We start from the raw sequence: 23,678 nt of genomic DNA on the forward strand, positions 1-23,678 counted from the left end.
CTGATTGTTACCCTTCGCTGTCACGTCTGTCGTGTCAGTCGAGTACGAGAACGTAGCGTGTCAGGGAGCGATGGACGTGGCGCTCGAAGCGTTCGGCGACCGTCCAGCCGGCGGCTGTGGCCTCCTCGCGCCAGTCGCGGTCGGCGACGAGCACGCAGCGGTCGGTGACGCGATGGGCTTCCGCGAGCGCGCCGGCGACGAGGTCCGCGAGGTCGTGCGTCTCGACTTTCGACTGGCGGCCGTACGGCGCGTCGAAGATGACCGCGTCGGCGGTGTCGTCCCGGAGTGGGAGCCGGGTGGCGTCGGCACGCGCGACGTCGAAGTCTGGGGCGTACGCGGCGAGGTTCTGCCGGGCTCCCGCAACCATCTTCTGCTGAGCGTCGGTGCCGACCGGATGCGCACCGAGCAGGCCGGCTTCGATGAGCACGCCGCCGGTGCCACACATCGGGTCGAGGACGACGTCGCCCGGCTGGACGCGTGCGAGGTTGCAGAGCGCGCGCGCCAACAGCGGGTCCATGCTGCCCGGCTGGAAGAACGGGCGGTCGGTGGGCTTGCGCTCGCCGAAGTCGCGGACGGACTCGGCAGCGAGCCACGCGAGGAAGCAGGAGTCGTCAGCGAAGAGTGCCCGGAGCTCGTGGTCTGGGTCGTCCAAGTCCACGTCGAAGCCGGCGTCGACGAGCACGCCGCCGAGGTCGCGCTCGGCCTGCTGGGTGTCCACGTCGGTCGTGTTGCGGACGTTGCGCGCGCGGACCGCGACGGAGCCCTCGCGGGCGATGTTGGTCCCCTGGAGCGCGTCGACGGCGGCGTCGACGCTGGCGTCGGTCGTGGCGACGTGGTCGCCAGCACGGTGTGTGTACGCGAGGCCGCGGAAGCGCTCGCGGTCGACGTCGCTGGCGAGACCGATACCGGGAGCCGCGACGCGGACGTCGGTCGCGGCGGCGCGGGCTTCGGCGGCGGCGAAGTCGTCGTCGGCACCGCCGAGTTCGAGGACGAACACGTGGGCAACTGGACGCCCGCGGGCAATCAGCCTGCCGGCATCGCGGGGTACTTGAGGCGTTGTTCCCCGGACTACCAACCTTTATAAACCTTAAATACGTGATTTAAACCGTACGATGACCGACCCCAAGGAAACCATCAATATTGAAAACGTGGTCGCCTCCACCGGCATCGGCCAGGAGCTCGACCTCCAGAGCGTCGCGATGGACTTGGAGGGGGCCGACTACGACCCCGAGCAGTTCCCCGGCCTCGTCTACCGCACGCAGGACCCCAAGAGCGCCGCGCTCATCTTCCGGTCCGGTAAGATCGTCTGCACCGGCGCGAAATCGACCGACGACGTCCACGAGAGCCTCCGCATCGTCTTCGACAAGCTCCGCGAACTCTCCATCGAAGTCGAGGAGGAGCCCGAAATCGTCGTCCAGAACATCGTCACCTCCGCGGACCTCGGCCGCCAGCTCAACCTCAACGCCATCGCCATCGGCCTCGGCCTCGAGAACATCGAGTACGAGCCCGAGCAGTTCCCCGGCCTCGTCTACCGCCTCGACGAACCGGAAGTCGTCGCGCTGCTGTTCGGCTCCGGGAAGCTCGTCATCACCGGCGGGAAGAAGCCCGAGGACGCCGAACACGCCGTCGACAAGATCGTCTCCCGACTCGAAGAGCTCGGCCTCCTCGAATAAGGCGACGTGGTCGTCCTCCAGGTTCAGCCCGCGCCCGGCACGCTCGGCCAGTACGTCGGCACGCTCGTCGGCGGCTGGCTGCTGTTCGCGTTCACCGCGCACGTCGCCGCGACGTACATTCTCGGCGACGTCCCGTGGAAGCGCGCGCTGCTCGTCGGCGTCGCACCCGCGGTCGTCACGGTCGCGCTCGTCCGGTACAACCCGGCCATCATCATCGCCGTCAGCCTCGCCGCCGACTTCGCGGCCGTCCACGCGGTCTACCGCGTGAAGTACCGGACCGCCGCGCTCGTCGTGGTGATGCACTACGTCGTCTCGGTGGCGCTGGTGTTGCTCGCCGCGAACCTGCTGGCGCTGTTGAGCACCGCGCCGGCCTGAGTTGCACGCGCAGAGAACGGCCGTCTCGCTTTTTGGTCCGTCCCCAGTACTCACAGCTATGAACGGCTACGAGCGGCGCGCCCTCCACGCGAGCGCCCTCACGCTCGCCGCCGCTGCGCTCGCGTACGCCGCGTCCTACGTCCACGAACCCGGCCCCGACGTCGCCGCCGTCTTCGGCATCGCCGCCGTCCTGCTCGGCGCGTACCACGCGCTCGGCGACCCCGACGCCGCCGCTGGTGCGTGGCTCTCCCCGACCGGAGCCGCGGTCCTCTCGGTCGTCGCGGACGCCTCCTCGGACCTCCGACTGGCGGCGCTCGCGCTCGCGGGCCTGAGCGTGCTCGGCTTCGTCGTCTACCCGCTCACAGCCTCCGCAGCGCGAGCCGTCGAGGGCGGCGACTTCCTCCGATAACTATTCGACGAGACGCTCGATTTCCGTGACGAGGATGCCCGTCGCGCCCTCGCGCTTGAGGTCGTTGACCGCCTCGAAGACGTCGCGCTCCTCGACGACCGCGTGCACCGCCACGATGCCGGGTTCGTCGACGTCCAGCACGGTCGGCCCGCCGAGCCCCGGAATCACGCCCTCGATGGCGTCGAGGTTCTCCTCGGGCGCGTTCAACATCAGGTAGCGCTTGCCCGCCGCGGAGAGCACTGACTGCAGCGCGGTCTCGACCTGCTCGACTTTCGGGTCGTCGGTGACGTCCTCGCGGGCGAACAGCCGCACGGAGCTCTGGAGCACCTCGTCGAGGATTTTCAGGCGGTTCACGCGCAGCGTCGTCCCCGTCGACGTGATGTCCACGATGGCATCGGCCATCTCCACGTGCGGCGTCAATTCAGTCGCCCCCGACACCTCCACGATGTCCGGGTCGACGGCCTTCCCGTCGAAGTACTCTCGTGTGATGCGCGGGAACTCGGTCGCCACGGTCTTCCCCGCCAAGTCCTCGGCGGCGTCGATGCTGCCGTCCTCGGGCGCTGCGAGCACCAACCGGCACGTCCCGTACTCGAGGTCCAGCAGGTCTTCGACGTTGTCCGCGCCGGACTCCCGCACCTGGTCGAGTCCCGTGATGCCGAGGTCCGCCGCACCGTCCGCGACGTACTCCGGGATGTCCGCCGCCCGCGCGTACAACACGGTAATCTCGGGGTCGACGGTGTCGGCGTACAACTGGCGTTCCGCGCCGCTCTCCACGCCGATACCGGCTCTGTCGAGGAGGTCCAGCGTCGGGTCGTGGATACGGCCCTTGTTGGGCACGGCAATTCGCATGTGAGTCGTCTACGTCGACCTCGGGGAACTAGGTTTTCCTTGTGGCAGTGCGAGAACCACGTTCGATTCTGTGCCGAGAGACAGCGATACGCACTACGACACCTCGAAAGCCCCGGGCCGCTCGGTGCTCCGGGACTCGTTGTGCTCCTCGGCCTCCGGCCTGCGGTGCTTACTTCGTCCGGGAGCAGCCGACCGGCCCGCCCCTTTCAGTCCACCCAATTACCGGCTAACCAACCGGCTACGGGTGGATTGAAAGCCCCGGCAGGCTCGCGCTTGCGTGGTCGTCTCGCGACGTAAGCACCGCAGCGTAGCGAGGAGCACAGCGAGCGAACGACCGCGAGCCTGCCGGGGCTTTCGAGGTATCCACTCTGGTACGAGGAGCGGAAGAGAACTCTCGGGCGTTACGCGGGAAGAGAGAGCGTGTCGACGCGTTCGCCGTATTCGGCGTCGTAGAGGTAGAGTTCCTCGATGTTCCACGTGACGGGGCCGACGCGGCGGCCGTCGACGTTCTCGACGGCGCGGCGGCCGCGGAAGCCGTCGGCGTCGCGGGCGAGCGTAACGTGGGGGTCGTAGTCGTCGCCGCCTTCCATCACGGGCACGGGGTCGAACACCTCGCAGAGGCGCTGGTGGAGGTCGTGGAGCCCGGGGCTCTCGACGGCGAGGTAGACGACGGGGCTGGAGCCGTTCGGTGGGTTCTCGAACGTGTCGACTTCGGCGACGCGGGCTTCGACGACGGGCGCGCCGGCGAGGGCGTCCTGCGCGGTCTGCCACGCGGTGCGGAGCTGCTTGCGGTCGTCGGCGGGGACGCGTTTGACGAGGAGGGTCTGTTCGCGGCGCTCGCGGACGCGAGCGAACCCCGACAGCGCCGGGCGGAGGTCCGCTGCGACCTCCTTGACCGCGTCCGGAACCGGAGCGTTCACGCTGTACACACGCTCTAGTGGGGGTTGGAGCGGGAAAGCGCTGACGTTAGATGCGGTCGAGCAGCCACAGCACGAGCAGGATGAGCACGACCACAGCGATGAGCGGTTGGGCGATGCCGAGCAGGCCGGCGAGCGCGCCGACAATCTCCCCGAGGATTTCCAGCGCGAGCCAGACGACGACCAGCACGAGCACGATTTTCAGCAGGTCTTCGACGTCGATGCCGCCACGGGCTGATGTCATATAGTTATGCTAGCGGAGCACGCGGATAAGGATTCAGGCAGACGTGTGGTGTGTTACCGCAGATGGCAAGACCACGGGACGGGAGCAACGTTTAAGCACTCGGGACTGTTCGGAGCAGGTAATGACACAGTCGCCGGCTCACGCCCGTCGCTCGCCCGCTGTGAGCCGCGGGGCCGCCGGCTGTTCGGCGTCCTCCCGTCGCGTGCCGCGACGACCGGGGTCCTTCTGACCCCACTATAGCTACATTCCTCGTTTTCGGTCTCGCATCACTTCCCGACTACCGCGGCACACAACACACACGGAACACAGAATGACAGGAGGAACGGTCGCGCTCGCCTTCTCCGGCGGGCTCGACACGACGGTCTGCGTACCGCTGCTGAAAGAAGAGTACGGCTACGACGACGTCATCGGCGTGACAGTCGACGTCGGCCAGCCCGAGTCCGAATTCGCCGAAGCCCACGAGACGGCCGACGCGCTCGGCGTCGACCACTACGTCGTGGACGCGAAAGCCGACTTCGCCGACCTCTGCTTCGAGGCGGTCCAGGCGAACGCGAGTTACCAGGGCTACCCGCTCGGCACGGCGCTCGCGCGCCCGGTCATCGCGGAAGCGATTCTGGGGGTCGCCGAGGAACAGGGCTGCACGGCGCTGGCGCACGGCTGCACCGGGAAGGGCAACGACCAACTGCGCTTCGAGGCCGTCTGGCGCGCCAGCGACCTCGACGTCATCGCCCCGGTCCGCGAGCTCGGGCTCACGCGCGAGTGGGAAATCGACTACGCCGACGAGAAGGGCCTGCCAGTCGAGGCGGGCAACGAAGGCGAGTGGAGCATCGACACGAACCTCTGGAGTCGCTCCGTCGAGGGCGGCCAGCTCGAAGACCCCGGCTACGAGCCGCCGGAGGACATCTACGACTGGACGGACGCCCCGAGCGACGAGACCGAGACCATCGACATCGAGTTCGAGCAGGGCGTGCCGGTCGCCGTCGACGGCGACGAGATGGAGCCGGTGCCGCTCATCGAGTACCTCAACGACCTCGCCGGGAGCTACGGCGTCGGCCGCACGGACATGATGGAGGACCGCATGCTCGGTCTGAAGGTCCGCGAGAACTACGAGCACCCGGCGGCGACGACGCTGCTCACGGCCCACGAGGCGCTCGAACAGCTCGTCCTGACGAAAGACGAGCGCGACTTCAGCCAGCAGGTCAGCCAGCAGTGGTCCCAGAAGGCCTACGAGGGCCTCGTCGACCACCCGCTGATGGACGCGTTGAACGGTTTCTTCGAGGGTACCCAGCAGAAGGTCACGGGCACGGTCACCATCAAATTCGAGGGCGGGCAGGCCCGTCCGGTCGCCCGCGAGAGCGAGTACGCGGTGTACTCCGCGGACGCCGCGAGCTTCGACACGGAGACCGTCAACGGCATCGAGCAGGGCGACGCGACCGGCGTCGCGAAGTACCACGGCTTCCAGTCCCGCCTCGCGAACGCGAGCAAGCCGGAACTGGCGCCGGATGGCGGCGACGAGGCGTCCGACGAATGAGCGGGGAGAACGACGGCACGGTGGTGCGCCGCGACCGCTTCAGCGGCGGCCCCGCGCGGTCGTTCCTCTCCTCGATGGATGCCGACCACCGCATCTTCGCCGCGGACCTCGCGGTCGACCGCGCGCACGTCGTGATGCTCGCCGAACAGGGTATTATCGACAGCGACGAGGCGGCGACGATTCTCGACGCGCTCGACAGCGTCGAGGACGCCGGCTTCGACGCGCTCCCCGACGGCGAGGACGTCCACGAAGCGATCGAGACTGCGGTCGTCGAACGCGTCGGCCCGGTCGGCGGGAAGATGCACACGGCGCGCTCGCGCAACGACGAGGTCGCTACCTGCATCCGGTGTCGCCTCCGCGAGGACGTACTGGGCGCCCTCGAGGCGGTACTCGCGCTCCGCGCGGCGCTCGCGGAGGTCGCCGAGGCCGAAGCGGAGACCGTGATGCCGGGGTACACGCACCTCCAGCCCGCGCAGCCGACGACGGTCGCGCACTGGGCGCTCTCCTACGAGGGGACGCTCGCGCGCGACACCGGCCGGCTGCTGGACGCGTTCGACCGCACGAACGAATCGCCGCTGGGCGCGGCGGCGTTCGCGGGCACCACGTTCGACGTGGACCGCGAGCGTACCGCCGACCTCCTCGGCTTCGACGGCGTCGTGACGAATTCGATGGACGCGTCGGCGAGCCGCGACTTCCTCCTCGAGACGGTGGCGGCGCTGTCCTCGGTCGCGGTGACGTGCTCGGGGCTCGCGGAGGACGTCGTCCTGTTCGCGAACCGCGGGTTCGTGGAACTCAGCGACGACTACTCCTCGACGTCCTCGATTATGCCCCAGAAGAAGAACCCGGACACGCTGGAACTCGTGCGCGCGACCGCGGGCGACGCGGTGGGCGCGTACACGAGTCTCGCGACGACGCTGAAGGGGCTGCCGCGGGCGTACAACCGCGATCTCCAGCGTGCGACACCGCACGCGTGGGAGGCCGTCGACGACGTGACGGACGCCGCGGAGGTAGCCGCTGGCGCGGTCGCGACCGCGGAGTGGCCCGCCGAGGAACTCGAGGCCGCAGCAGGCGAGGGGTTCTCGACGGCGACCGGCGTGGCGGACGCGCTCGCGGCGGCGGGGATGCCGTTCCGCACCGCCCACGAAATCGTCGCGCTCGCGGCCGAACACGGCGAGGCCGCGGACGCGACCAACTCGGTCCCGGAGAGCCACGCCAGCGACGGCATCAGCGGCGTCGCGGGCGAGCACGGCGCGGACCTCGTCGCGGTGGACGCGGCGGCCCGCGAAGTGACCGGGAAGCCGCTGTCGGAACTCGCAGACCCGGAGCTCGTGGCCGCGGCGCTGGACCCCGTGACGAACGTCGCACAGCGCGACTCCACGGGCGGCCCCGCGCCCGACGCCGTTCGCGAGGCGCTCGACGACGTGCAGGTCGCGCTCGCGGCGGACGAGGCAGCGGTCGCGGACCACGAGGAGGCGCTGGCCGCGGCGGCCGACGACCTCGCTGCGGAGGTGGCGACGTATGAGTGAGGCGGCCGCTGCCACAGCCGGTGACGACCAGCCAGCGAGCACGCCAGCCGGCCTGCGACGAGACCGACCGCCCCTCCGTGGGCAAATAGTCAACATACTTACTATGTATCTGGTTTCGGTTGGTCGCTCTTTTCGGGCGTTTTCGCGCCGTTAGATGCTTCTCTCGGTCGTAAAAGAAGTTTGACAGGTCCGATTAGTTTAAGTGCTATCAGTGAGAACGTGGGAGTGCTATGAGCACATGTCCCGAATGCGGGTCCGACGTGGCCCTGCACGACGACCTCGAAGTCGGCGAAATCGTCGACTGCGACACCTGTGGCACCGAACTGGAAGTCGTCGACACCGCCCCGCCGGTCCTCGATCGAGCGCCCGAGCTCTCCGAGGACTGGGGGGAGTAAGTTGCGCGTCGGCATCCTGTACTCCCGGATTCGGAAGGACGAGAAACTGCTGCTGGCCGAACTCCGCGAGCGCGGTCACGACGTCGAGAAAGTCGACGTCCGCAAGCACGGGTTCGGCCTCGACGGCACCGACGCCGCCCTCGAGGACTGCGACCTCGTGGTGGACCGCTGCCTGGCGACCAGCCGCAGCAAGTACGCCACGGAGTTCTGCAAGCACTACGACGTCCCCGTCGTGAACAGCCCCGACACCGCGGCCGTCTGCGCGGACAAAGTGCGGACGAGCCTCGCGCTGGACGACGCGGGACTCCCCACGCCCGACACCACGGTCGCGTTCACCACCGAGAGCGCGCTGGAGGCCGTCGAGTCGTACGGCTACCCCTGCGTGCTGAAGCCCGTCGTGGGCTCGTGGGGGCGCCTGATGGCGAAACTCGACTCGCGGAACGCCGCCGAGGCGGTCCTCGAACACAAGGCGACGCTGGGGCACTACGAGCACAAGGTGTTCTATATTCAGGACTTCGTCGAGAAGCCGGGCCGGGACATCCGCGTGCTGGCGACCGACGGCGAGCCCGTCGCCGCGATGACGCGCTCGGGCGACCACTGGTTGACCAACGCCGCGAAGGGCGCGGAGACGAACTCCTTCGAGGTCGACGAGGAGGTCGCCGAACTCGTCGAGACCGCGAGCGACGCGGTCGGCGGCGGCCTGCTGGGTGTGGACCTGATGGAGACCGGCGACGGCTACACCGTCCACGAGGTCAACCACACCGTCGAATTCAAGGCGCTGAACGACGCCAGCGACGTGGACGTCCCGGCCGTGGTCGTCGACTGGCTGGAGAACCGCGCCGCCGCGGAAGTGGAGGTGACGCCCTGATGGCCGAGGGCACGACCGCCACGGTCGTCGGCGGGAGCGGGTTCGCGGGCGGCGAACTCCTCCGCCTGCTCGCCGGCCACCCCGACTTCGAGGTGGCGCAGGCGACCAGCCGCGAGTACGCGAACAAGACCGTCGGGAGCGTCCACCCGAACCTCCGCGACCTCGACCTGCGGTTCACGCCGCCGACGGACCTCGAATCCGTCGACGTGCTGTTCGCGGCGGCGCCCCACGGCGTCGCGATGGACCACCTCGACGAGTGGCAGGACGCCGCGGACACCGTCGTCGACCTGAGTGCTGACTTCCGCCTCGAAACGGAATCACAGTACGACGAGTGGTACGACGGCCACAGCGCGCCCGAGTACCTCGACGACGGGGTGTACGCGCTCCCCGAATTGAGTCGGGGCGACCTGCCGGGCGCGGACCTGATTGCGGGCGGCGGCTGCAACGCCACCGCGACGATTCTCGGCCTGCTCCCGCTGCAGGAAGCCGGCCTCCTCGACGACGCCCACGTCGTCGTGGACGTGAAAGTCGGCTCCTCGGAGGGCGGCGCGGGCGGCGGGCCCGCGTCCTCGCACCCCGAGCGCTCTGGCGTCGTGCGCCCGTACGCGCCCACGGGTCACCGCCACGAGGCCGAAATCGAGCAGGAACTCGGCCTCTCCGTCTCATTCACCGCGCACGCCGTGGACATGGTCCGCGGCGCGAGCGCGACCTGCCACGTGTTCCCCGAGGAGACGCCTTCTACCGGCGACCTCTGGAGCGCGTACCGCGGGACGTACGAGGACGAGCCATTCGTGGACATCGTCGCGGGCGGCAGCGGCGTCTACCGCTACCCCGAGCCGAAGGCCGTCGCCGGCACGAACGGCGCGGAAGTCGGCTTCGAACTGGACGAGGACAACGACCGCATCGTGGCGTTCTCGGCCATCGACAACATGATGAAAGGCTCCGCGGGTCAGGCCGTCCACGCCGCGAACGTCGCGCTCGGCTTCGAGGAGTCCGCGGGCCTCGACCAGCTCGGGTTGCACCCGGTGGGGAGTCCATGACGGTGGTTGTGAAAATCGGCGGCGCGCGCGCCGTCGACCCGGCTGGCGCGGTGACCGACGTCGCGCACCTCTCGGTGAACGACGAGGACGTCGTGGTCGTCCACGGCGGGTCGACGGCGGTCGACGACGCGCTCGACCAGATGGGCAAGGAGCCCGACTATGTCGAGTCGCCGTCGGGCGTCACCGGCCGGTTCACGGACGCGGAGACGATGGACGTCTTCGAGATGGCGATGGGGAAGGTCAACACCGACCTCGTCGCGGCGTTCGAGAACGCGGGCGTGCCCGCGGTCGGCCTCAACGGCGTCGACGGGAAACTGCTGACGGGGCCGCGGAAGTCCGCGGTGCGCGTCGTTGAGGACGGCAAGCGGAAGATTCGCCGCGGCGAGCACTCCGGCACCATCGAGGACGTCAACACCGACCTGCTGGAGGCCCAACTCGACGCGGGCTACGTGCCCGTGGTGTCGGTGCCGATGTTCGCGAAGGAGAGCGACGACGAGGAGGAGTGGACGCCCGTGAACGCGGACGCGGACCGCGCGGCGGCAGCCGTCGCGGGCGCGCTCGACGCGACGCTGGTCGTGCTGACCGACGTCGAGGGCGTCTACGCGGACCCCGACGACCCGACTTCGCTCATCGAGGAAGTACTGACTCCGACGGACCTCGACGGCGCGAAGGAGGCCGCTGAGGGGTTCATGACGAAGAAGGTGCTGGCGGCGACCGAAGCACTCGAAGGCGGCGCGGAGTCGGTTGTGGTGTCGGACGCGAACCGCCGCGACCCCATCGTCGCCGCGCTCGAAGGGGCTGGGACGCGCTTCAGCCCGGAGGCTCTCTCATGAGCGGCTTCGTCTTCGGGGAGAAGCCCATCCAGATCGAGTCCGGGGAGGGACCGTACGTCTACGACGACGACGAAAACGAGTACCTCGACATGGGCGCGTCGTACGCGTGCGCGCCGGTCGGCCACTGCCACCCCGACGTGGTCGAAGCCGTCGAATCTCAGGCCAGCGACCTGCTGTTCGTACAGGGCTCGTACCCCACCGAGACGCGGACAGCGCTCTACGACCGCCTCGGCGACCTCGCGCCCGGCGAGCTGGACAACGTCTGGCTCTGCAATTCGGGGACCGAGGCGAACGAGGCGGCGCTGAAGTTCGCGCGCCACGCGACCGGCCGCGAGAAGGTCGTCGCGGCGAAGCGCGCGTTCCACGGCCGCACGCTCGGTGCGCTGGCGGCGACGTGGAAGCAGAAGTACCGCGAGGGGTTCGCAGTCCCCGAGCACGTGGAGTTCGTGGACTACGGTGACAGCGACGCGCTCGCCGAGGCCGTCGACGACGAGACGGCGGCGGTCATCCTCGAACCGATTCAGGGCGAGGGTGGCGTCCACCCCGCGCCCGAGGGCTACCTGCAGGCCGCCCGCGACGCGTGCGACGAGACGGGCGCGGCGCTCGTCTTCGACGAGATTCAGACCGGGCTCGGGCGCACGGGCTCGCTGTGGGCGTGCGAGCAGGCCGGCGTCGTGCCGGACGCGCTCACCGTCGCGAAGGGGCTGGGCAGCGGCCTCCCCATCGGCGCGACGCTGGTCGCGGACTGGCTCGCCGAGGACAGTGGCGACCACGGCTCGACGTTCTCCGGCGGCCCCGTACCGTGCGCGGCAGCGCTCGCGACGCTCGACGTTCTGGAGGACGACCTCGCGGCGAACGCGGCGAGCGTCGGCGACTACCTCCAAGAACAACTCGCAGAACTTCCAGTGCGGGACGTTCGCGGCGACGGCCTGATGATTGGCGTCGAGGTGAAACGGGGGGCGAACCGGGCGCTGCGCGCGCTCGCGATGAACCACGGGATTCTCGCGCTCCCCGCGGGACGGACCGTGGTGCGCCTCTTACCGCCGCTAACTGTCACCGAGTCCCACGCCGACCGCGTGGTCGACGCGCTCGCCGAGGAGCTATGACCCCACGGGACCTGCTCCGCGACCTCGTCTCGACCCCCTCCGTTTCGGGTGCGGAATCCGAGGCTGCCGGCGTGCTCGTGGACTACTTCGAGAGCCACGGCCGCGAGGCGTGGACCGACGACGCCGGCAACGTCCGCGCGCCCGGCGACGACAGCGTGCTCCTCACGAGCCACGTCGACACCGTCCCCGGCTACATCGACGTTCGCGTCGAAGATGGGGAACTCTGGGGCCGGGGCAGCGTTGACGCGACCGGGCCGCTGGCCGCGATGGCGGCGGCGAGCGTCGAGACCGGCGCGTCGTTCGCGGGCGTCGTCGAGGAAGAGACGACCTCGGCGGGCGCGCGCCACCTCGTCGAGGACCGCGCGGAGCCCGACGCCGTCGTGAACGGCGAGCCGTCGGGCTGGGACGCGCTGACGCTGGGCTACCGCGGGCTCGTCGCGGGCACCTACGAGGTCGCCACCGAGAGCGGCCACTCCTCGCGGCCCGAGCCCAACGCGGTCCAGATTGCGACCGCGTGGACCGAGCGCGTGCGCGCGGCGTTCCCCGACGACGACACCGTCTTCGAGTCGGTGACCGTCAAGCCCGTCTCCTTTGACGGCGGGCTCGCCGAGGACGGGACGGCCGTCGAGGCGACCGTGGAGATGCAGTTCCGCCTGCCGCCCGGCACCACCGCCGACGACGTCCGCGAGACGGTCGCGGACTGCACGGAGGCTGGCTCGGTGACGTGGACGGAGTCGATTCCGCCCGTCATGGCGAGCCCGCGGACGCCCGTCGCGGGCGCGCTCCGTGCGGGCATCCGGGACGCGGGCAGCGACCCCACGCACCTCCGGAAGACCGGTACGAGCGACGCGAACATCTACGCAGGCGCGTGGGACTGCCCCGTCGCCACCTACGGCCCCGGGGACTCCAACCTGGACCACGCGCCCGACGAACGCATCGACCTCGCCGCCTTCGACCGTGGCGTCGACGTACTCACCACCGCAGCAGACAGGCTATGCACTTCCTGACAATCGACGACCTCACGACCGACGAACTGGCCGGCGTCGTAGACGACGCGGCCGCGTTGAAGCGCGCGCAAGCCGACGGCATGCCCCACGAAGCCCTCCCCGGGCGCTCGCTGGCGATGCTGTTCGAGAAACCGTCGACGCGAACCCGCGTGAGCTTCGAGGTGGGGATGACCCAGCTCGGCGGCCACGGCGTCTTCCTCGGCGACGACGACATCCAACTAGGCCGCGGCGAACCCGTCGCGGACACCGCCCGCGCGCTCGGCCGGTACGTCGACGCGGTGATGGCGCGCGTCTTCGACCACGACGACCTCGAGGAGATTGCCGCGCACGCCGACGCGCCGGTCGTGAACGGCCTCACCGACGACGCCCACCCGTGTCAGGCGCTCGCGGACCTCCTGACGCTCCGGGAGGTCGTCGGCGACTCCGGGACCGTGGCGTGGGTCGGCGACGGCAACAACGTCGCGGCGTCGTTCACCGTCGGCGCGGCGATGATGGGCTACGACGTGCAAGTGGCGACGCCCGAGGAGTACGCGCTCGACGACTCCGTAATCGAACGCGCCGAGGAACACGGCGACGTGACCGTGACCACGGACCCCGAGGCAGCCACCGCGGACGCCGAAGTCGTCTACACGGACGTCTGGGTGAGCATGGGCCAGGAGAGCGAGCGCGAACAGCGCCTCGACGCCTTCGAGGGGTTCCAGGTCGACGACGACCTGCTCGGCGACGCCGCGTTCATGCACTGCCTGCCGGCGAACCGCGGCGAGGAGGTCACCGCCGACGTCATCGACGGCCCGCAGTCCGTCGTCTGGCAGCAGGCCGAGAACCGCCTGCACGCCCAGAAGGCGCTGCTCGTCGAACTCGTGGACTGACACCTACCGCCACCTTTTCCGTCGCCGCCCGCGAGCGTGAGCGTGATGCCCGACAGCGCCCTCCAGCAGCACGTCGACGTCGCGCTCGTCCTCCTCGGCGCCAACTTCCTGTTGTTGTTCGCGCTCGCGCTCGAATTCGTCCCCGGCGCCGCAGTCGGCGTCGCCGTGCTCACGGGGCTCGTCGGCTACGGCATGCTCCGGTCGGACTGAGCGCTGGCAAAAGCCGCAACACCCGCCCCGTATTTGTGTCTCCGTCACCGAGACGTGACCATGACTGACCTCTCGCTGGGCGGCCCGACGCCCGACGTCGCCGACGACGGCGTCTGGCTGGCGTGCGTCGAGTGCGGCGACACCATCGCGCCGTTCGACGACGTGGTGTACGAGTGCCCGGACTGCGGCGGCCTGCTGGAAGCCCGCTACGCCGAGTACCCGACGTTCGACGAGTTCGCCGGCGACGGCGTCTGGCGATACTCAGCAGCACTCCCGTTCCCGGAGGGCGTCTCGATTCGCGAGGGGAACACGCCGCTGTACGACGTCCCCGAAATCGAGGCCGAGGCGGACGTCGCGGACCTCCGCGTGAAACACGAGGGCGCGAACCCGACTGGCAGTTTCAAGGACCGCGGGATGACCGTCGGCGTGAAGGTCGCCGACCGGCTCGGCGTCGACCGACTCGCCTGCGCGTCCACGGGGAACACGTCCGCGGCGCTGGCGGCGTACGGCGCTCGCGCGAACACGCCCGTGCTCGTCCTCCTCCCCGCCGGCAAGGTCGCCGCGGGGAAGGTCGCGCAGGCGGCGCTGCACGGCGCGCGCATCTGCGAGGTGGACGGCAACTTCGACGACTGCCTCGACGTCGTCGCGGAACTCGCCGACCGCGGGGAGGCGTACCTCCTCAACAGCCTGAACCCGTTCCGTCTGGAGGGCCAGAAGACCATCGGCCTCGAAATCCTGGAGCAGTCCCGTGACGCCCATGGCCACCTCCCGGACCGCATCGTGCTCCCGGTCGGGAACGCGGGGAACACGGCGGCGCTGTACAAGTGCTTCCGCGAACTCGTCGAAGCGGGCGAACTCGAGGAGTCCGAGATGCCGAAGCTCACGGGCGTGCAGGCCGAGGGCGCGGCGCCGATGGTCGAGGCCGTCGAGAAGGGGCGCGACTACGTCGAGCGCTGGGACGACGTGGAGACGCGGGCGACCGCCATTCGCATCGGCAACCCCGTGAACGCGCCGAAGGCGCTTCCTGGCATCTACGACACGGGCGGCACGGCCGTCGCCGTCTCCGACGAGAAGATTACCGAGGCCCAGCGCATGCTCGCCGAGGACGGCGTCGGCGTGGAGCCGGCGTCAGCCGCGAGCGTCGCCGGCCTCCTGAAACTCCGCGAGCGCGGTGACATCGACGCCGACGAGCGCGTCGTCTGCCTCACCACGGGCCACCTCCTGAAGGACCCCGAGGCGGCCGCCGAAGCCGGCGGCAACACGACGCCCGTCCCCGCGGACGCGGACGGCGTGCTGGACGCGCTATAACTGTTCTCAGTCGGTTCCTTCGCTGGCGAGCGCTTCCTGTTCGAGCCGACGGTCCCGGTCCGTCTCGACGGTTAATTCGGGCACTGTCGTCGGTTTCATCGCCTCGTCGACGGCGACGAACACGAAGTGCGAACTCGTCGTCTGCTCGGTCTCCCCAGTTCTTGGGTCCTCGCGGAACGCCCGCAAGCGGACGCGCACGCTGCTCGTCCCGGCGTCGTAGGCGTAGGACTCGATGGCGCAGATGTCGCCCTGCGGAATCGGGCGCTCGAAGTCGAGGCCGTTGATGCGCGCGGTGACGCACGTCGACCCCGCGAGCCGCATCGCGGACATCGCACCCACCTCGTCCATCCACTTCACGACGTTCCCGCCGTGCGCTGACGCGTAGTTGTTCGTGTCGTCGGGCTGGACGCGCACGCGGTTCTCGATGTACGTCTCCGAAACTGTCGGCACGAACGAACGGGCGGGCCGACGGGAGAAAAGGGTTACTCGCTGTTCAGCTCGATGTTGTGGACGTCGATGATGCGCTCGTCCGCGAGCAGTTCGTCGAGCGCTTCCTCGGGGACCGTGGAGTCGAGGTTGTAGACGGTGAGCGCCTCGCCGCCGATGGTCTCACGGGCGTTGAACATCCCCGCGATGTTGACGTCGGCGTCGCCGAGCACGGTGCCGATGAAGCCGATGACGCCGGGCTCGTCCTTGTTACGCGCGGCGAGCATGTGGCCGTGCGGGACGGCGTCGACGCGATAGCCGTCGATTTTCACGAGGCGGGGGTCGTCGCCTGCGAACAGCGTGCCGGAGACGGTGAGGTCCTCGTCGCTGTTCCCGACCGTGACCGAGACGAGACTCTGGAAGTCCTCGCTCTGTCGGGTCTTGGACTCGGTGACGTCGATGCCGCGCTCCTCGGCGACTCGGGGCGCGTTGACGGCGTTGACCTGCCACTCTAGCGGGTCGAAGACACCCTTCTGCGCGCTCGCGGTGACGAGTTCGAGGTCCTCCTCGGCGATGTCGCCCTCGTAGCTGACTTCGACGCGCTCGATGCGGCCGTCGAACAGCTGGGCGGCGACTTTGCCCGCAGTTTCGGCGAGGCCGATGTACGGCTCGATGCGGCCGAACGAGCTCTCGTCGACGCTCGGCGCGTTCAGGGCGTTCAGCACGGGTTCGTCGTTCAGCGCGGCGACGACCTGGTCGGCGGTCGAGGTGGCGACGTGCTCTTGGGCAGCCTGCGTGGACGCGCCGAGGTGCGGCGTCACGACGATGTCCTCGACGTCCAGCAGCGGCGAGTCCTCGGGGAGCGGCTCCTCGGCGAACACGTCGAGCGCGGCGCCCGCGAGCACGCCGTCCTCGACGGCGTCGGCGAGCGCGTCCTCGTCGACGACGCCGCCGCGTGCGACGTTGACGACGTAGCCGTCTTCGAGCTGGGCGAACTCGTCCTCGCCGAGCAGTCCCTCCGTCTCGTCGGTGAGCGGGACGTGGACGGTGACGAAGTCCGCGCGCTCGATGCACTCGTCGAATTCGACGAGGTCGGCGCCGAGCTGTTCGGCGCGCTCCTCGCCGATGTACGGGTCGTAGGCGACGAGGTCCATGCCGAGGCCGCCGAGGCGCTTGGCGACCTCCTGGCCGACGCGCCCGAGGCCGACGACGCCGAGGGTCTTCCCGTTGAGTTCCGTGCCGAGGAACTCGCCTTTCGCCCACTCGCCGTCCTTGAGGCGGCCGTGAGCCTGGGGGATGGAGCGCGCGGCGGCGAACGCCATCGCGACGCTGTGCTCGGCGGCCGCGCGGACGTTGCCCTCGGGGGCGTTCGCGACGATGACGCCGTGCTCGGTGGCGGCGTCGATGTCGATGTTGTCCACGCCGATGCCGGCGCGCCCGACGATGACGAGGTCGTCGGCGGCGTCGAACACTTCTTCGGTGACTTCGGTGCCGGAGCGGACGATGAGGCCGTGGGCGTCGCTGACGGCGTCGAGGAGCGCGTCGCCCTCTACGTCGTAGGCGGTTTCGACGTCGTGGCCCGCCTCGCGGAGTCGGTCGAGGCCGGCGTCCGCGATGGGGTCCGTGACGAGTACCTTCATGCGAAGTCGGTCGGTTCACTCGCGGATAAGCGTTTCCGCACGTGCACGAATTGTCGGTGGTTCACGCACCACCAGAATGAGCAAGTACGTGTAATATCACGCCGCGGGAAGTGGACGTTTGCCCACGCCCGCGTCCGAATCCGGCGGGGCTTGCCGGACTCGGGGGATTCAGTTGCCGGCCCCCGGAGGCTATACGGCGAGCGCGCGACGGCAGACACATGCCCGAGTCACAACCGACGAACCAGTTGCGCGAGCGCGTCCAAGACGGCGGTGTCGCCGTCGGCGTGCTCGACTCGACGTACAGCCCGACGCTCGTGGAGTTCTACGGCGAACTCGGCGTGGACTTCGTGTGGCTGGACTTCGAGCACGGCGGCCCCGACCCGTGGGACGGCCCGAGCGTCGAGAACCTCCTGCGAGCGGCCGAACGCACGGGCGTCGAACTGCTCGTGCGGCTGCCCGACACGGAGCCGACGCTCGTGCGGAAGGCCCTCGACCTCGGCGTCCGGAACGTCTTCCTGCCGCGCGTCGAGACCGCCGCGGAGGTCGAGGCCGCCGTGAAGTCCGCACGCTTCGAGCACGACGGCGACCCCGGGAACCGGGGACTGGGGTCGCCGCGGGCGCGCCGCTGGGGGCTCGGCGAGGACTACGTCGCCCACGAGGACCGCGAGACGATGGTCGGCACCACCATCGAGACCCGGGAAGCCGTCGAGAACATCGACGAGATTCTCGCCGTCCCCGAACTCGGCTTCGTCTTCCTCGGGCCGCTGGACCTCTCGGTCGCGTACGGCCACCCCGGGGAAGTCGACCACCCGGACGTGCAGGAGGCCGTCGAGGAGGTCCGCGCGGCGGCCGTCGACGCCGGCGTCCCGGTCGGCGGGCTCGCGTTCGGGATGGACGACGCCGCGGCGAAAGCCGAGAACGGCTACCAGATGCTGAACCTCGGCAGCACCACTGGTGCCATTAAGGAGGTCGTCTCGGGCTGGCTCGACGAGTTCGGCACGCGCGAGTAACGTCTGCCAGAGGAGCGACGCTTTTCCCTGCCCGTCGCCTAGGCCGCGCTAATGACGCTCGTCGCGTTCGACTTCGACGGCACGCTCGCGGACTCGGAGATGATGGACCGCCTCGCCGCCCACCACGGCGTCGGTGACGAAGTGTCCAGTATCACCGAGCGCGCGATGCGCGGGGAGCTCTCCTATGCCGAGAGCCTCCGCGAGCGCGCCAGCCTCGTCGGTGGCCTCTCCTCGACGGACGCCGCCGACGTGTACAGCGACGTCCGCCTGCGGGACGGCGCGGGCGAACTGCTCGGGAAACTCTCGGACGACGGCGTCCGCGTCGTCGTGCTCACGGGCGGGTTCGGGCCCGGCGTGGAGGCCGCGCTCGACGCCGCGGGTGTGACCGTCGACCGCGTCGTCGCCAACAGTCTGCCGGAGGCCGACGGCGAACTCACGGGCGACGTGGAGGGCCCGCTCATCGAGGGGACGAAAGACGACGCGCTCGTGGACATCTGTGCCGAGTTCGGTGTGGACGTGGCGGACTCCGTGGCCGTCGGTGACGGTGCCAACGACGCGCCGATGCTCGACGAGGCCGGCTGCGGCGTCGGCTTCCAGCCGAAACCCGGCGTGGAGGAGCACTGCGACACGGTCGTCGCGTCGATGGCGGAATTAGAGGCGCTGCTGCGCGAGCGGAAGGTTCTGTAAGGGATAGAACCGCCCGCAGGTGCTGCGGGCGAAGGGATTCCGCGTACCTCGTTGAAGCGTGTGACGAGAAACCCGCGACGGGTGGAGTCGCGGGGTTTCCCGGGCCGGACGGCCAGGGCACACTGAGCGATACCGACCCGGGCGACTTCCGCTACACCCCTCTCACTCTTGCTTAATTGGTCGTTAAGGTCGCTTTCCTCACGTGATTGGCGGCGCGTCGGCAACGGAAGGTTGATTGGCTGAAACGACAAATCGAGGGGTAGTGGCGGCCGACAAACCGGACACGGACGAACTCCCCGAGACCGACATCCACGACGTCCTCCGCAACGACCGGCGGCGCATGGTCATCGAACTGCTCGGCGACGCCGAAGAGCCGGTGACCGCGCGGGAGCTCTCGGAAGTCATCGCGGCGCGGGAGACCGGCGAGGAGCCACCGCCCCGCAACGTCCGACAGAGCGTCTACATCTCGCTCCAACAGACCCACCTGCCGAAGCTCGCGGAGCTCGGCATCGTGGAGTACGACGAACAGACCAAGGAAGTGCGGCCCGCGGAGAACGCGCCCGCGGTCGGCGTCTACATGGAGGTCGTCCCGAAGTACGGCCTCTCGTACGCCGAGTACTACGCCGCGCTGGGCGTGCTCGGCGCGCTCCTCGTGACTGCGGCCGAAGTCGGCGTCCCGGGCGTGAGCGCGGTGGGCGCGAGCGTCTGGGCAGTCGCCGTCTTCGCCGTGCTCGTGGCGTCCGCGGCGTACCAGACGTACAGCCAGCGGAGCACGCTCGTCCACCGACTGCGGGACTGACTACCGCGAGGCCTCCTCGATGGCGGCTTCGAGGTCCGCGACCACGTCCGCGGGGTCCTCGATGCCGACGCTCAGCCGCACGAGGTCGTCGCGGACGCCCGCGGCCTCCTTCTCCTCGTCGGTGAGCTGCTGGTGGGTGGTGCTGGCGGGGTGGATGATGAGCGTCTTCGCGTCACCGACGTTCGCCAGCAGGCTCGCGAGGTCGGTGTTCTCTGTGGTCTCCTTGGCGGCCTCGTAGCCGGCTTCCAATCCGAAGGTAATCATCCCGCCGTAGCCGCCGTCCAGGTACTCCGTGGCGTTGTCGTGGGTCGGGTGGTCCTCCAGCCCGGGATACGTGACCCACGCGACGTCCTCGTGGTCGACGAGGTACTCGGCGACCTTCTGGGCGTTCTCGCAGTGTTTCTCCATGCGCAGCGGTAGCGACTCCAGCTTCTCGAGGGTCTGCCACGCGTCGAACGGCGACTGCTGGTTGCCGAGGTCGCGGAGGCCGCGCGCGATGGCGGTGTACGTGAACGCCGCGTCCCCGAAGCGCTCCGCGAAATTTACGCCGTGGTAGGCGGGGTTGTCCTTCGCGACTTCCGGGAATTTGTCCGCGTACTCCTCCCACGGGAACTCGCCGCCGTCGACGAGCGCGCCGCCGACGGTAGTGCCGGCGCCGTGAATCCACTTCGTAGTGGAGTGCCAGACGATGTCCGCGCCGTGCTCGAGCGGGTTGCAGAGGTACGGCGTCGCGAACGTGTTGTCCACGATGAGCGGGACGCCCGCTTCGTCCGTAATCTCGCCGAGGCGCTCGAAGTCCGGCGTCGTCAGACTCGGGTTGCCGATGGTCTCGACGAGCACGTAGGCGGTGTCCTCGTCGATGGCCTCCTCGTAGGCGTCGTAGTCGAGGGCATCCACGAACTCCGTCTCAACGCCGCGTCGTTCGACGCTGTGCGTGAGGTACGTGTACGTCCCGCCGTAGAGGTCGCTGGACGCGACGATGTTGTCGCCCGCGCTCGCGAGCACGAACGTCGCGAGGTCCAGGCTCGCCATCCCCGAAGACGTCGCGATGGCGCCGATGCCGCCCTCCAGCGCCGCGAGGCGCTCCTGGAGCGTCTCGACGGTCGGGTTCATCAGCCGCGAGTAGATGTACCCCGGCTTCTCTAGGGCGAACTGCGCGGCCGCGTCGTCGCTGTCCTCGAAGACGTACGACGTCGTCTGGTAGATTGGCGGCGCGCGCGACCCGGTCGCCGGGTCGACTTCTTGGCCCGCGTGGACGCTGTTCGTGTCGAAACCGTAGTCGTCTCCGTCTCCCATGCGTGGTACTGCGTGCCCCGGGGTCGTTAAGCCGGGGGGTCGCCCGCAGTTCCTGCCGGGTACGGTGACGCTCGCTCGGACGTAAATTCGACGAGAGAGGACTGCTACCCCGAGAAGAGGCTGTTGTGGACGGGGGCGTACAGCGTCCGACGGTCGTCGTCGTGGTCGACGGTGTCGGTGACGGCGCGGCCGGCGACGCCGTTCGCGAGGAAGTCCCGGACTGGCGGGCCGACGGACTCGGGTTCGACGAGGAACGCGTCGTGGCCGTGGTCGGATTCGACGACGTGGTGCGAGACTGGGACTTCCTGCTCGCGGAACGCCTGCGTGACGCCCTCGCTCTGGTCGACCGTGAAGTGCCAGTCGCCCGTGAACGACACCAGCAGGGCTTCGCCGGCGAACGCGCCGACGGCGCTGGCGTCCGAATCGTAGCCCTCCGCGAGGTCGTAGTCGTCCATCGCGCGCGTCAGGTAGAGGTAGCTGTTTGCGTCGAAGCGGTCGGTGAATTTCTCGGCCTGGTAGTCGAGATAGGATTCGACGTCCCGGTACGGGAAGAACGCGCCCGCGTCGTCCACGGGGAACGCGTCGCTGCCGGCTTCGCGGCCCGCGGTGCGGCGGCCGAACTTCCGCTCCATGGAGTCCTTCGAGAGGTACATCAAATGGCCGAGTTGGCGGGCGAGCGCGAGGCCCTGCTCGGGGAACTCGCCGTCGTAGTAGTCGCCGCCGTTCCAATTCGCGTCGCCGCGGATGGCGCGGCGTGCGACCGCGTTCAGGCCGAGACACTGCGCGTCGAGCCGAGGCGCGGCGGCGATGGCGGCGACGCGGCGGGCGTCGTCGGGGAAGCGACGCGCCCAGTCGAGGGCGTTCATGCCGCCGACGCTGCCGCCGAGGACGGCGTGGAGGCGGCCGACGCCGAGGTCGTCGAGCAGGCGGCGCTGGCTGCGCGTCCAGTCGCCCACCGTGACCGGCGGGAAGTCCGTGCCCCACGGTTCGCCGTCCGGCCCCTCGCTGGCGGGGCCGTCCGTGCCGTAGCACGACCCGGGGACGTTCGCGCAGACGACGTAGTACTCGTTCGTGTCGATGGCCTTCCCGGGCCCGACGACGTCGTGCCACCAGCCGCGGCCCTGGCCGTCGCCGCGGCCGCGGACGTGCTGGCTGCCCGTGAGTGCGTGGCAGACGAGGACCGCGTTGTCGCCCGTGAATTCGCCGTACGTCTCGTAGGCGACGGTGAAATCCTCGATTGTCTGCCCGCTCTCGAACTCGAACTCGTCGAAGGTAGTCGTGGGCATCAGTGGGCGTCCTCCAGCGCTCGGTCGAAATCCGCGAGCACGTCCGCGGTGTCCTCGATGCCGACGGAGACGCGAATCATGTCGGGGCGGACGCCCGCGGCGCGCTGCTCGTCCTCGGAGAGCTGTGCGTGCGTGGTGCTCGCGGGGTGGATGACGAGCGTCTTCGCGTCACCGACGTTCGCCGCGAACGACGCCAACTCGACGCCCTCGCAGACGGCCTTCGCGGCGTCGAAGCCGCCCTCGGGGCCGAACGTGAGCATCCCACCGTAACCATCATCCAAGTACTCGCTGGCGGCGTCGTGTGTAGGGTGGTCGTCGTGACCGGGGTAGGAGACCCACGCGACGTCCTCGTGGTCCGCGAGGAAGTCAGCGAGCGCGGCGGCGTTCTCGCAGTGGCGGTCCATCCGCAGCGGGAGCGTCTCGACGCCCTGCATCGTCTGCCAGGCGTCGAAGGGCGTCTGGCCGGTGCCGGTGGCGCGGACGGCGCGCTGGCGGACGGCCGCGGCGAGCGCGCGGTCGCCGAAGCGCTCCGTGAAGTCGAAGCCGTACGCAGGGTTCTCGCCGGAGAGTTCGGGGAAGTCGGCGTCGGGGTGGTCCCACGGGAAAGTGCCGCCGTCCACGACGACGCCACCCAGAGTCGTGCCCGCGCCGTGGAGCCACTTGGTTGTGGACTCCCAAACGATGTCCGCGCCGTGCTCGATTGGCCGGCAGAGGTGCGGGGTGGCGAACGTGTTGTCCACGACGAGCGGGACGGCGTGGTCGTGGGCGACGTCCGCGATGGCCTCGAAGTCGGGCGTGACGAGCGACGGGTTCGCGATGGTCTCGACGTGGACGAACGCGGTGTCCTCGTCGATGGCCGCCTCGACAGCCGCGGGGTCGAGGGCGTCCACGGTCCGGGTGTCGACGCCGCGCTTGCCGGCGATGTGCGAGAAGTACGTGCCGGTACCGCCGTACATGTCCTCGCTGGCGACGATGTTCCGGCCGGCTTCGGCGAGCACGGTGGTGATGCCGTCGATGGCCCCCATGCCGGCGTTCGTGGCGACGGCGTCGACGCCGCCTTCGAGGCTCGCGAGGCGGTCCTCCAGCGTCGACACCGTGGGGTTGGAGATGCGCGAGTAGACGTCTGCCTCGGACTCCAGGGCGTACCTGTCGGCGGCGTCGTCGGCGTCCGGGAAGACGTACGACGTGGTCTGGTAGATGGGCGGGGCGCGCGCCCCTGTCTCGTCGGGCTCCTGGCCCGCGTGGACGCTGCGGGTGTGTCGCCCGCCGCTCGCATCAGTCATGTACTGAAGTAATATAGCCCGAAAAGAATATGCATGGCAGTTACGGCAACGCTTGCCCAGACGAGACGGGACGGCGGCTCATCCGGCCAAC

At 69.5% G+C, this 23,678-nt stretch carries 26 protein-coding genes; 17 read left to right on the forward strand and 9 right to left on the reverse strand.

Annotated features, from left to right (window positions below):
* Nucleotides 1-34: 34 nt before the first annotated feature.
* Complete coding sequence (locus LPA44_RS11530) at nucleotides 35-997, reverse strand: TIGR01177 family methyltransferase (protein ID WP_230889737.1); 963 nt, start codon at nucleotides 995-997, stop codon at nucleotides 35-37.
* A gap of 115 nt (nucleotides 998-1,112) precedes the next feature.
* Here LPA44_RS11530 and LPA44_RS11535 point away from each other — a divergent pair, with 115 nt between their 5' ends.
* Genes LPA44_RS11535 through LPA44_RS11545 form a run of 3 tightly spaced genes read left to right on the forward strand, consistent with a single transcriptional unit; the run spans nucleotide 1,113 to nucleotide 2,457 of the window.
* Nucleotides 1,113-1,673 (forward strand): TATA-box-binding protein, encoded by a 561-nt coding sequence (locus LPA44_RS11535; RefSeq protein WP_058984403.1) that lies wholly within the window; start codon nucleotides 1,113-1,115, stop codon nucleotides 1,671-1,673.
* 6 nt (nucleotides 1,674-1,679) lie between these two features.
* Nucleotides 1,680-2,048, forward strand: coding sequence for a DUF7473 family protein (locus LPA44_RS11540; protein ID WP_230889738.1), 369 nt, complete (start codon nucleotides 1,680-1,682; stop codon nucleotides 2,046-2,048).
* Nucleotides 2,049-2,106: 58 nt separating this feature from the next.
* A complete protein-coding gene (locus tag LPA44_RS11545) occupies nucleotides 2,107-2,457 on the forward strand; it encodes a hypothetical protein (RefSeq protein WP_230889739.1) in 351 nt (116 codons plus the stop codon).
* Here LPA44_RS11545 and hisG read toward each other — a convergent pair whose 3' ends face one another.
* The 3 genes from hisG to LPA44_RS11560 form a co-directional block, all read right to left on the reverse strand.
* Nucleotides 2,458-3,306 (reverse strand): ATP phosphoribosyltransferase, encoded by an 849-nt coding sequence (hisG, locus tag LPA44_RS11550; RefSeq protein WP_230889740.1) that lies wholly within the window; start codon nucleotides 3,304-3,306, stop codon nucleotides 2,458-2,460.
* Between the two features lie 401 nt (nucleotides 3,307-3,707).
* The gene (locus LPA44_RS11555) at nucleotides 3,708-4,235 is read right to left on the reverse strand and encodes a 2'-5' RNA ligase family protein (protein WP_230889741.1); all 528 of its coding nucleotides are present in this window, start codon (nucleotides 4,233-4,235) and stop codon (nucleotides 3,708-3,710) included.
* A 37-nt stretch (nucleotides 4,236-4,272) separates the two neighbouring features.
* Nucleotides 4,273-4,467 (reverse strand): DUF7554 family protein, encoded by a 195-nt coding sequence (locus LPA44_RS11560; RefSeq protein ID WP_230889742.1) that lies wholly within the window; start codon nucleotides 4,465-4,467, stop codon nucleotides 4,273-4,275.
* 310 nt (nucleotides 4,468-4,777) lie between these two features.
* Here LPA44_RS11560 and LPA44_RS11565 point away from each other — a divergent pair, with 310 nt between their 5' ends.
* From LPA44_RS11565 to thrC, 11 genes are all read left to right on the forward strand, one after another.
* Nucleotides 4,778-5,998, forward strand: a complete 1,221-nt coding sequence (locus tag LPA44_RS11565) for an argininosuccinate synthase (RefSeq protein ID WP_230889743.1) — start codon at nucleotides 4,778-4,780, stop codon at nucleotides 5,996-5,998.
* Nucleotides 5,995-7,524 (forward strand): argininosuccinate lyase, encoded by a 1,530-nt coding sequence (gene argH, locus LPA44_RS11570; RefSeq protein ID WP_230889744.1) that lies wholly within the window; start codon nucleotides 5,995-5,997, stop codon nucleotides 7,522-7,524. Before LPA44_RS11565 ends, argH begins: the two co-directional genes overlap by 4 nt.
* Before the next feature lie 230 nt (nucleotides 7,525-7,754).
* Nucleotides 7,755-7,919, forward strand: a complete 165-nt coding sequence (gene lysW / locus LPA44_RS11575) for a lysine biosynthesis protein LysW (RefSeq protein WP_058984487.1) — start codon at nucleotides 7,755-7,757, stop codon at nucleotides 7,917-7,919.
* A 1-nt stretch (nucleotide 7,920) separates the two neighbouring features.
* Nucleotides 7,921-8,787 (forward strand): lysine biosynthesis protein LysX, encoded by an 867-nt coding sequence (gene lysX / locus LPA44_RS11580; protein ID WP_230889745.1) that lies wholly within the window; start codon nucleotides 7,921-7,923, stop codon nucleotides 8,785-8,787.
* Nucleotides 8,787-9,827 carry an N-acetyl-gamma-glutamyl-phosphate reductase gene (argC, locus tag LPA44_RS11585; protein ID WP_230889746.1) on the forward strand — a complete coding sequence of 347 codons (1,041 nt, stop codon included), beginning with the start codon at nucleotides 8,787-8,789 and terminating at the stop codon, nucleotides 9,825-9,827. The genes lysX and argC overlap by 1 nt, the downstream gene beginning before the upstream one ends.
* On the forward strand, nucleotides 9,824-10,660 hold the full coding sequence (locus tag LPA44_RS11590) for an acetylglutamate/acetylaminoadipate kinase (RefSeq protein WP_230889747.1): 837 nt from the start codon (nucleotides 9,824-9,826) through the stop codon (nucleotides 10,658-10,660). The genes argC and LPA44_RS11590 overlap by 4 nt, the downstream gene beginning before the upstream one ends.
* Nucleotides 10,657-11,766 carry an aspartate aminotransferase family protein gene (locus tag LPA44_RS11595; protein ID WP_230889748.1) on the forward strand — a complete coding sequence of 370 codons (1,110 nt, stop codon included), beginning with the start codon at nucleotides 10,657-10,659 and terminating at the stop codon, nucleotides 11,764-11,766. The genes LPA44_RS11590 and LPA44_RS11595 overlap by 4 nt, the downstream gene beginning before the upstream one ends.
* Nucleotides 11,763-12,773, forward strand: a complete 1,011-nt coding sequence (locus LPA44_RS11600) for a [LysW]-lysine hydrolase (RefSeq protein ID WP_230889749.1) — start codon at nucleotides 11,763-11,765, stop codon at nucleotides 12,771-12,773. The genes LPA44_RS11595 and LPA44_RS11600 overlap by 4 nt, the downstream gene beginning before the upstream one ends.
* Nucleotides 12,761-13,642 (forward strand): ornithine carbamoyltransferase, encoded by an 882-nt coding sequence (argF, locus tag LPA44_RS11605; RefSeq protein WP_230889750.1) that lies wholly within the window; start codon nucleotides 12,761-12,763, stop codon nucleotides 13,640-13,642. The genes LPA44_RS11600 and argF overlap by 13 nt, the downstream gene beginning before the upstream one ends.
* Before the next feature lie 45 nt (nucleotides 13,643-13,687).
* On the forward strand, nucleotides 13,688-13,852 hold the full coding sequence (locus LPA44_RS11610; RefSeq protein WP_230889751.1) for a hypothetical protein: 165 nt from the start codon (nucleotides 13,688-13,690) through the stop codon (nucleotides 13,850-13,852).
* 60 nt (nucleotides 13,853-13,912) lie between these two features.
* On the forward strand, nucleotides 13,913-15,160 hold the full coding sequence (thrC, locus tag LPA44_RS11615; RefSeq protein WP_230889752.1) for a threonine synthase: 1,248 nt from the start codon (nucleotides 13,913-13,915) through the stop codon (nucleotides 15,158-15,160).
* A gap of 6 nt (nucleotides 15,161-15,166) precedes the next feature.
* On the opposite strand, the gene LPA44_RS11620 is transcribed toward thrC, so the two are convergent.
* Nucleotides 15,167-15,610 (reverse strand): acyl-CoA thioesterase, encoded by a 444-nt coding sequence (locus LPA44_RS11620; protein ID WP_230889753.1) that lies wholly within the window; start codon nucleotides 15,608-15,610, stop codon nucleotides 15,167-15,169.
* 32 nt (nucleotides 15,611-15,642) lie between these two features.
* The gene (gene serA, locus LPA44_RS11625) at nucleotides 15,643-17,226 is read right to left on the reverse strand and encodes a phosphoglycerate dehydrogenase (RefSeq protein WP_230889754.1); all 1,584 of its coding nucleotides are present in this window, start codon (nucleotides 17,224-17,226) and stop codon (nucleotides 15,643-15,645) included.
* A gap of 218 nt (nucleotides 17,227-17,444) precedes the next feature.
* Between serA and LPA44_RS11630 the strand changes: the two genes are divergently transcribed.
* The 3 genes from LPA44_RS11630 (at nucleotide 17,445) to LPA44_RS11640 (ending at nucleotide 19,722) form a co-directional block, all read left to right on the forward strand.
* On the forward strand, nucleotides 17,445-18,236 hold the full coding sequence (locus LPA44_RS11630) for an HpcH/HpaI aldolase family protein (RefSeq protein ID WP_230889755.1): 792 nt from the start codon (nucleotides 17,445-17,447) through the stop codon (nucleotides 18,234-18,236).
* A gap of 51 nt (nucleotides 18,237-18,287) precedes the next feature.
* On the forward strand, nucleotides 18,288-18,923 hold the full coding sequence (gene serB, locus LPA44_RS11635; protein ID WP_230889756.1) for a phosphoserine phosphatase SerB: 636 nt from the start codon (nucleotides 18,288-18,290) through the stop codon (nucleotides 18,921-18,923).
* A gap of 262 nt (nucleotides 18,924-19,185) precedes the next feature.
* Nucleotides 19,186-19,722, forward strand: coding sequence for a DUF7344 domain-containing protein (locus LPA44_RS11640; protein ID WP_230889757.1), 537 nt, complete (start codon nucleotides 19,186-19,188; stop codon nucleotides 19,720-19,722).
* Here the strand turns inward: LPA44_RS11640 and LPA44_RS11645 are convergent, their stop codons facing one another.
* The 3 genes from LPA44_RS11645 to LPA44_RS11655 form a co-directional block, all read right to left on the reverse strand.
* The gene (locus tag LPA44_RS11645; protein WP_230889758.1) at nucleotides 19,723-21,018 is read right to left on the reverse strand and encodes an O-acetylhomoserine aminocarboxypropyltransferase/cysteine synthase family protein; all 1,296 of its coding nucleotides are present in this window, start codon (nucleotides 21,016-21,018) and stop codon (nucleotides 19,723-19,725) included.
* A gap of 104 nt (nucleotides 21,019-21,122) precedes the next feature.
* A complete protein-coding gene (metX, locus tag LPA44_RS11650) occupies nucleotides 21,123-22,304 on the reverse strand; it encodes a homoserine O-acetyltransferase MetX (protein WP_230889759.1) in 1,182 nt (393 codons plus the stop codon).
* On the reverse strand, nucleotides 22,304-23,587 hold the full coding sequence (locus LPA44_RS11655; protein ID WP_230889760.1) for an O-acetylhomoserine aminocarboxypropyltransferase/cysteine synthase family protein: 1,284 nt from the start codon (nucleotides 23,585-23,587) through the stop codon (nucleotides 22,304-22,306). Before LPA44_RS11655 ends, metX begins: the two co-directional genes overlap by 1 nt.
* Between the last annotated feature and the right edge of the window lie 91 nt (nucleotides 23,588-23,678).

The organism is Halobacterium sp. KA-4, from assembly GCF_021028995.1.
GTDB lineage: Archaea > Halobacteriota > Halobacteria > Halobacteriales > Halobacteriaceae > Halobacterium.